This is a genomic window from Kitasatospora sp. NPDC057198, from assembly GCF_042670125.1.
Lineage (GTDB): Bacteria > Actinomycetota > Actinomycetes > Streptomycetales > Streptomycetaceae > Kitasatospora.
The window spans coordinates 1-8,242 of sequence record NZ_JBHUWH010000361.1; the positions used below are offsets into that span (position 1 = coordinate 1).

Consider the following 8,242-nt stretch of genomic DNA (forward strand, 5'->3'; position numbering starts at 1 on the left):
GGCGGTCAGTTGGTGCGGGTGTTGGTCAGGTGCAGCCCGATGTAGCCGACGTAGATCCGGCCGCTGCCGGAGCAGTCGTCCAGGTAGTGCACCCGGGGGGCGGTGCCGCCGCCGCCGATCCGCAGGTGGGCGCCCATGAACGCGCGGCAGGAGGAGTCGACGTCGGCGGGGACGGGCAGCATCCGCTGGCGCTTCCACTTGCCGTGGCTGGCGACGGTGCGGGACTCGCCGCGGACGGCCTTGCGCGGCGGGAAGCGGTGGCAGCCGGGCGGAGTGTGCTCGCACCACTGCTTGAAGTCGCCGCCGGCCTCGCCGCGGACGGCCGCGTCCGCGTACTCCTGGAGCGCGGTCAGACCGTCCCAGGTGAGCCGGGCCCAGCCGTCGGCCTCGCTCTGGCCGTCCAGGGCGAGCGTCTCCTTGCTGTCACCGGTGAACTCCAGCAGGGTGAACTCGCCGAAGCGGTCGACGAGTTCGCCGAAGCTGGCCGGGCCGCTGCCGCACCGGGACCGGCGCGGCTCGCGCGGGGGCTCGATCCGCAGCCGGCAGCGCTCCAAGCGGGCCGGCGGGCGCTCGACCACGGCCCGGGGGGCGGCGGGGGCCTTGCGGACCTCGGGCGGCAGCCACAGCTCGGGGACGGCGTCCAGTGGCGCGGGCAGCGGCAGTTCGGCGGCGATCCGGCGCGGTTCGCGGGCCAGCAGGGCGGCGGCGCGGCGCGGGTTCTCGTCGATCCGGCCGCGCGGCAGGACGGGGTGGCGGGCGGCGTCGGCCCGGGAGGCCGGGTCGACCTCGGGCAGGAAGGTGCGCACCGCCCCGCCGTACACCTTGTGGTACTCCAGCGCCAGGTTGAACCGGGGCAGCGTGCCGTGCCCGAGCACGTACAGCGAGGCCAGGCCGGGGAGTTGGCGCAGCAGCGGGTCGAGCACCCGCTGCCGCCACTGGTCGACCGGGACGGCGGGCGGCACGCTGGCCACCACGGTGGGCAACCGCCGTTCGGGGTCGCAGAGTTCGTCGATCAGGCCGTCCAGGTCGGCGGGCGCCAGCAGCCGGGGGGCCACGGCGAGCGGCACGGGGCCCTCGGCGGCGTCGAGCAGCGGCAGCAGGCGGCGGACCAGGTCGGGGACGGGCGCCCGGCCGGACGGCACGGCGGCGGGCCCGGCGGGGAGGTGCTCGGCCTCGATCCGCAGCCGGGTCGGGCCGTCGGCGGTGTCGGAGGCCAGGGTGAGGGTCAGTTGGTCGGTGCCGTGCACGGCGGGCCTGCGCAGTCTGCGGCGGCCGTAGCGGGCTCCGGGGCCTCGGCCGGGGAGCGGGCCGTCGTCGCGGTCCAGCAGGACCTTCTCACCGAGCCGTAGTCGCTCGGGGGGCGCCTGCCGTTCGCGGGGCGCGGGCTCCTGGTGGCCTTCGGACTTCAGCCAGTCGGCGAGCAGTTGGTCGACGAGGGCGGCGGTCTCGTGGTGCGGACGGGGTGTCGCGGCCGTCAGCCGGTACGGCGGCTGGGCGTGGTCGGTGGGCATGCGCGGAACCTCCCGTGGTGCGGTGCTGGGCTCTGCGAGTCCTCCTCCCGGAGGTCGATGGCGGATCGGGCGAATCGTTGCTGCTACCTAGGAGACGAAACGACCAGGAGCGGAAGTTCCGGATCCGGCCCCGCTTCCTTCGATCGGGTGTCATCCGGCGGCAACGGGGACGCCTCCGGTGCCGCCTCTGCTACCCGCTCCGCCGCGGGGGATGCACGCGGCCCCCGGCACTCTCCGCACCCGGCTGACCCGGCGTCAGACCTCGACCTCGACGAAGGTGCGGCCCGCCGGGCGGGCCCCGGCCGATCCGCCGGTGGCCTCGGCCAGCCAGGTGTGGAACTCCGCCGTCTCCGGCTCGGGGACGCCCACCTCGATCCGCACCCCGTCCGCCAGGTACTCCAGCCCGGCCACCGCGTACCCGGCCGCCCGCAGGTCGTTCTCCAGCCGCCCGGCCCGGGTGTGGTCGACGGCCACCGACAGCAGCGCGACGGGGCGCCGCTCCAGCAGCCCGACCTCGTCCAGCGCCTCGGACACCGCGGTCCCGTACGCCCGCACCAGGCCGCCCGCGCCGAGCTTGATCCCGCCGAAGTAGCGGGTCACCACGGCCGCGGTGTCGGTCACCCCGCGCCGCCGCAGCACCTCCAGCATCGGCACCCCGGCCGTCCCGGCGGGCTCACCGTCGTCGCTGGAGCGCTCGCGCGGCTGCTCGCCGCCGACCACGAAGGCGGTGCAGTTGTGCCGGGCGTCCCAGTACTGCTTGCGGACGCCCGCGATGAACGCCTGTGCCTCGTCCTCGTCGGCGACCCGCGCCAGGTGGCAGATGAACCGGGACTTCTTGATCTCCAGTTCACGGCTGCCGGGGCCCCGGACGGTCAGGTACGGCTTGGGGCTCGGCTCCGCCATGGCGCTGGTGCTCTCCGCTGTCGGTCTCGTCTCGGCGTCCGGCCCTGCGCCGGTCCTCCGCCCAGCCTATGCCCGGCCGCCCGGGACCCGTCCCGGCGTCCGCCCGGGACCCGTCCGATGCCCGTTCAGCGCCCGGCGCCCGATCAGCGCCCGATCAGGCGTCCGGCGACCGTTCAGCGCCCGGCCAGGGCGTCCAGCCGGGCGCGGTCGAGGCCGGTGCGCCCGGTGACCTCGGCGAGGTCGACGGCGCCGCAGTCCAGGCCGCGCAGCACGTAGCCGCTGAGCGCGCGGGCGGTGGCGGGCTCGTCCATCACGTCGCCGCCGGCCTTGGCGACGTACGCGGCGAGCCGGGCGCAGGCGGCCTCCAGGCCCTCCCGGTAGAAGGCGTAGACGGCGGCGTACCGGGTCGGCAGGTGGGCCGGGTGCATGTCCCAGCCCTGGTAGTAGGCGCGGGCCAGCGAGCGGCGGACCAGGCCGTGGTGCAGCCGCCAGGCGGCGTGCACCTGTTCGGCGGTGCCGGCCGGGACGACGTTGGTGGAGCCGTCGGAGAGCCGGACGCCGGTGCCGGCCGCGGCGACCTGCATGACGGCCTTGGCGTGGTCGGCCGCCGGGTGGTCCATGCTCTGGTGGGCGGCGGAGACCCCGCAGGCGGCGCTGTAGTCGAAGGTGCCGTAGTGCAGGCCGGTGGCGCGCCCCCCGGCGGCCTCGATCATCAGCGCGACGGTGGCCCGGCCGTCCGGGCCGAGGATCGCCTGGGTGGTCTCGATCTGGATCTCGAACCCGATCCGCCCGGCGGGCAGCCCGGCCCGGCGCTCGAAGTCCTCCAGCAGCCGCACCAGGGCGGTGACCTGGGCGGCGTACGTGACCTTGGGCAGGGTCAGCACCAGCCCGTCCGGCAGGCCGCCGCCGTCGGCCACCAGGGTGCCGAGGAACAGCTCCAGGGTGCGGATGCCGCGGGCCCGGACGGCGGCCTCCATGCACTTGATCCGGATCCCGATGTAGGGCGGGGCGCTGCCGTCGGCGACCGCTGCGGCCACCAGGCGGGCGGCCCGGACGGCCTCGGCGTCCTCCTCCGCGTCGGGGCGCGGGCCGTAGCCGTCCTCGAAGTCGATCCGCAGGTCCTCGATCGGTTCGCGCTCCAGCTTGGCCCGCACCCGGGCGTGCACGTCGGCCAGCAGCGCGTCGTCCGCGATCCCGAGCGCCTCGGCCAGCCGTCCGGGCGTCCCGGCGTGCTCGTCGAGGACCGCGAGCGCCTGCGCGCCCCACTCCCGGACGGTGTCCGCCCCGAACGCGTCGGCCGGGACGTACACGGTGTGCACCGGCTGGCGCGAGCCGCTCTCGCCGGGGTAACGGCGCGTCAACTCGGCGTCCACCGGCGTCAGCAGCGCCTCGACGGCCGCCCGGGCGGCGTCCGAGAACGAGACGGACCGGTCGGCACCGACCTGGGCGGGCTGCGGCATCCGGGGACTCCATCCACTCATCGCGCGACTTCAACAATTTGTTGATGCGAAGGTAGTGGCGGCCCCGCGGAACCGTCAATGGCCGTCCGGCCGGAAGAACCGGCGGACGGCCATCGCGTTCTGTGGTTACCTCCGAACGGTGCCCCGGATCACTCCCCGCGGCCCGAGGTCACGTACCGGCGCTGCAGGACCGCCCAGACCTTGTCCACGTCCTTCACCGCGACACCGCCGTCCGGCCGCGAACCCGCGATGCCGCGCTGCGTCAGGTAGTCGGCGAACTGCTCCTTGTCCGGCTGGTCCTCGTAGGTGTCCATGTACGCCACCAGCGCGTCGAAGCACTCCTCACCGTCCAGCGGCTCCGCCCCGCCCGCGAACGGGCGGCGCACCGGCGCCTCCTCCTCGAACGGCAGCGGCTCCGGCTCGGACGGCACCATCGTCTCCAGCCGCACCGGTCGGCCCGGCACGAGGATCGCCTCCGCCTCCTCCTGCACCGCTCGCTGCTGCGGAGCGGCCGCCCGGACGTGCCCGCCCGCCGCCGGCCGGTACCCCTCCGGACGGAACTCCTCCGAACGGAACTCCTCCGAACGGAACTCCTCCGAACGGCCGCCCTGCTCGGCGTACGCCTCGGAGCGCGGCGGCTGGTAGCCGGACTGCGGACGGGCCTCCTCCTCCGGACCGCTCGGGCGCGGCGCCTTGAACCACGGCGACGCCTGCCCCGGCACCCGCGCCGTGTGCACCTCCTGGTCGGGCTGCGCCACGTGCGAGCGCACCGTGCGGGCCGTCCACACGTTCAGCTCCGCGGACGGGTCGATCACCGGCGCGGCCTGCGCCGCCTCCGGGTCCTGCTGATCGCGCAGCCGCACCGCGGCCAGCTTCGCCAGCGTCGGCACCGCCACCGCCGCGGACACCTGCGGCACCGCCTGCGCCTGGGCTTGTGCCTGTGCCTGTGCCTGTGCCTGCGGGATCTCCTGCGGCCCCGGTGCCCCCAGCGCCACCGGCCGGGCCTGCGCCACCGGCTGAGCCTGCGTCACCTGACCGCGACCGCCCCGCACCGCCGGCACCTCCAGCCCCGGCTCCTCCACCGCTTCGCCCGGCACCGTCAGCGGGCCGTCGATCCGGTCCAGCACCGTCGGGTCCAGCGGGACGCCGTACTTCGCCAGCTTCAGCGGCAGCAGCGCCTGGAACGGCGCCGACCGCCGCCAGCCCCGCCCGTACCGGAACCGCAGCTGGGCCCGGTACACCAGCCGGTTCTGCTCCAGCCGCACCGTCTCGTCGTACGAGCGCAGCTCCCAGAGCTTCATCCGCCGCCACAGCCGGAAGGTCGGCACCGGCGACAGCACCCAGCGCATCAGCCGCACCGACTCCATGTGCCGGTCCGCGGTGATCGCCGCGATCCGCCCGACCGCGTGCCGGGACGCCTCGACCACCACCACGAACAGCACCGGGATCACCGCGTGCATCGCCATGCCCAGGGTGTCGCCCCAGGAGGCCGCCGCGTTGAAGGCGATCGTCGCCGCGGTCAGCAGCCACGCCGTCTGCCGCAGCAGCGGGAACGGGATCCGCAGCCAGGTCAGCACCAGGTCCAGCGAGAGCAGCACCACGATGCCCGCGTCGACGCCTATCGGGAAGGCGTACGAGAAGGCGCCGAAGCCCTTCTCCATCGCCAGGTCGCGGACCGAGTTGTACGACCCGGCGAAACCGATGCCCGAGATCACGCACGCGCCGACGGCCACCACACCCAGCAGTGCCCGGTGCGCGCGGGTAAGGGAAGGACGTGCCATTCGTTGATCAACCCCTGGGACTCGGCAGCTGCCGTATACGACCTGTAGCCGCCGAGTACACGTCCCCGCCCCGGGGCGCACTTCACGTCATCACGTCAGGACGCGATGACGGTGCACCGTCGACAGACTCGGCCCACCGGATACTACTCGCACGGGCGTTCTCCCCCGTCGCCAGCCCGGACCGCGGACCCCGATCGCCACTACACCTCCACTGGTCCAAACCAATGCGCGCACCGCTCCCGGCCCGCGCCGCGTGCCCTCCGACCCCGCGCCCGCCTCCCGTCCGCCTCCCCGTTCAGCCGCCCGCCGACCGCTCCACCGCGCCGTCCAGGTACGCCAGCACCGCCAGCACCCGCCGATTGCCGTCCTCCGTCGGCGCGAGCTCCAACTTCCCGAAGATGTTGGCAATGTGCTTGGCCACCGCCCCGTCGCTGACCGTCAGCCGCGCCGCGATCGCCGAGTTCGAACAGCCCTCCGCCATCAGCCCCAGCACCTCCCGCTCCCGTGGCGACAACCGCTGCAACGGCTCCGACCCGGCGTTGTGCTGCAGCAGCCGGCCGATCACGTCCGGATCCATCGCCGTCCCTCCCCCCGCCACCCGCCGCACCGCGTCCACGAACTGGTCCGCGTTGAACACCCGGTCCTTGAGCAGGTACCCCACCCCTCCCGTGCCGTCCGCCAGCAACTCCCGCGCGTACAACTGCTGTACGTGCTGCGACAGCACCAGCACCGGCAGGCCCGGGATCTCCCGGCGCGCCGCCAGCGCCGCCTGCAGCCCCTCGTCCGTCAGCGTCGGTGGCAGCCGGACGTCCACCACCGCCACGTCCGGCCGCTCGGACAGCAGCGCCGCCAGCAGGTCCGGCCCGGTCTCCACCGCCGCCGCGATGGTGAACCCGTGGATCTCCAGCAGCCTGGTCAGCCCCTGGCGGAGGAGGTAGAGGTCCTCGGCGAGGACAACGCGCACGGCAGCTCCATCGTGATCGTGGTCGGCCCGCCCACCGGACTGTCGAGCGAGATCGTTCCGTCGAACGTACCCAATCGCTTCTCGATCCCCCGCAGTCCTCCGTCCGTCTCCATCCGCGCACCCCCGTGCCCGTCGTCCGTCACCACCACCCGCAGCCGGCCCGCCCGGTGCAGCACGTCCACCCAGACGTGCCGGGCGCGGGCGTGCTTCGCCGCGTTCACCAGCAGCTCGCTCACGCTGAAGTACACCGCCGTCTCCAGCGCCGCCTCCGGGCGCCCCGGCAGACTCACCGTCACCTCCGTCGGCACCACCGATGTCAGCGCCAACTCGCGCACCGCGTCCGGCAGTCCGCGCTCCGCCAGCACCGGCGGGTGGATGCCCCGCACCAGATCACGCAACTCCTGCAACGCCTTCGCCGAAGCCTCCCGGGCCTCCGCCAACAGCTCCCGGGCCGCCGTCTGGTCCGTGGCCATCAGGTGCTCGATCGTCCCCAGCGTCAGCCCGATCGTCACCAACCGCGCCTGCGCCCCGTCGTGCAGGTCCCGCTCGATCCGCCGCAGCTCCGCCGCCTGCGCGTCCACCGCATCGGCCCGGGTCTCCGTCAGGTGCGCCACCCGTTCGGTCAACTGCGCCCGACTCGGCTGCGGCCCGCCGCCCAGCACCCGGCAGGCGAGCGCCCCGTGCGTCCGCACCGCCCACGGCATCGCCGACAACCCGACCGCAGCCAGCACCCCGCCGATCAACGTGGAGAACAGCAGGTTCAACGGTTGGCTGTTCAACCCGAAGAAATGCCGCGAATCCACCGTCGCCGAGGCCATGAACACCAGCCCGCCCCACAACAACGCCATCGGCACCCCCAGCAACAGCACGACCCCCACCGGATTGGCCAGCAGCCACACCCCCTCCCGCTGCACCTGGTGGTCCCGCACCGCCCAGCGCACGAACTGCACCAACCGCGCCACCCCCTGCCTCCGGTGGTACGACACCCCCGTCCACCAGAATCCGCGCGCGTCCTGCTCCAACGGCTCCCGGACCGAATACACCACCCCCCACTGCTCGCCGGCCTCCCGCCCCACCCACCACCGCGTCCACCCCGCACCGCGCCGCACGAACCAGTACAGCGTCAACACCCCCACCACGGCCCCGACCGGCACCGCCGCATACAGCCCCAGCGGCCCCTGGTCGAACAAGTGTCCCAGGATCAGAGCCGTGCACACGACCGCCAGCACCGGCACCACCAGACCAGCCGCTGCAGCCACCACCATCACCACGGCCTGCCCGCAGGCCCGCACTCCCACCCGCGCCCGCTCGGCAACCAGGGCCCCGAGGGCCCCGCCATCGCCGAACCATGCTGTCGTCGCCAAAATCCGCTCCCCGAGAAGTAGGACACCGTCCCCTGAACGCTCTCAGTCTCTCCTCAGCACCACGGCCGGCACATTGGCCGTGTCACCCCTCTTTGAGGTGGACCTAGCACCACCCCCCCTTGGTGACGCCTGCTCCCCCGGGAACGCGAAAAAGCCCCCCGACATCCCGTCGGGGGGCTTTTCCTTCAATGATTGTTCGGCGGCGTCCTACTCTCCCACAGGGTCCCCCCTGCAGTACCATCGGCGCTGTGAGGCTTAG

6 protein-coding genes are annotated in these 8,242 nt (G+C 74.0%); all 6 read right to left on the reverse strand.

Annotated features, from left to right (window positions below; translation table 11 throughout):
* Window positions 1-5: 5 nt before the first annotated feature.
* The 6 genes from ACFUEL_RS29955 to ACFUEL_RS29980 all read right to left on the reverse strand — a co-directional run bounded on the left by ACFUEL_RS29955 (window position 6) and on the right by ACFUEL_RS29980 (window position 7,983).
* Entirely contained in the window at window positions 6-1,511 is a 1,506-nt protein-coding gene (locus ACFUEL_RS29955) for a hypothetical protein (RefSeq protein WP_380239909.1), read from the reverse strand.
* Window positions 1,512-1,766: 255 nt separating this feature from the next.
* A complete protein-coding gene (locus tag ACFUEL_RS29960; RefSeq protein WP_380239910.1) occupies window positions 1,767-2,414 on the reverse strand; it encodes a YigZ family protein in 648 nt (215 codons plus the stop codon).
* A gap of 173 nt (window positions 2,415-2,587) precedes the next feature.
* On the reverse strand, window positions 2,588-3,874 hold the full coding sequence (locus tag ACFUEL_RS29965) for a DUF6986 family protein (protein WP_380239911.1): 1,287 nt from the start codon (window positions 3,872-3,874) through the stop codon (window positions 2,588-2,590).
* A 149-nt stretch (window positions 3,875-4,023) separates the two neighbouring features.
* On the reverse strand, window positions 4,024-5,655 hold the full coding sequence (locus ACFUEL_RS29970) for a DUF2637 domain-containing protein (RefSeq protein WP_380239912.1): 1,632 nt from the start codon (window positions 5,653-5,655) through the stop codon (window positions 4,024-4,026).
* Window positions 5,656-5,950: 295 nt separating this feature from the next.
* Window positions 5,951-6,619 (reverse strand): LuxR C-terminal-related transcriptional regulator, encoded by a 669-nt coding sequence (locus tag ACFUEL_RS29975; RefSeq protein ID WP_380239913.1) that lies wholly within the window; start codon window positions 6,617-6,619, stop codon window positions 5,951-5,953.
* Complete coding sequence (locus ACFUEL_RS29980) at window positions 6,571-7,983, reverse strand: sensor histidine kinase (protein ID WP_380239914.1); 1,413 nt, start codon at window positions 7,981-7,983, stop codon at window positions 6,571-6,573. The genes ACFUEL_RS29975 and ACFUEL_RS29980 overlap by 49 nt, the downstream gene beginning before the upstream one ends.
* Window positions 7,984-8,242 lie beyond the last annotated feature (259 nt).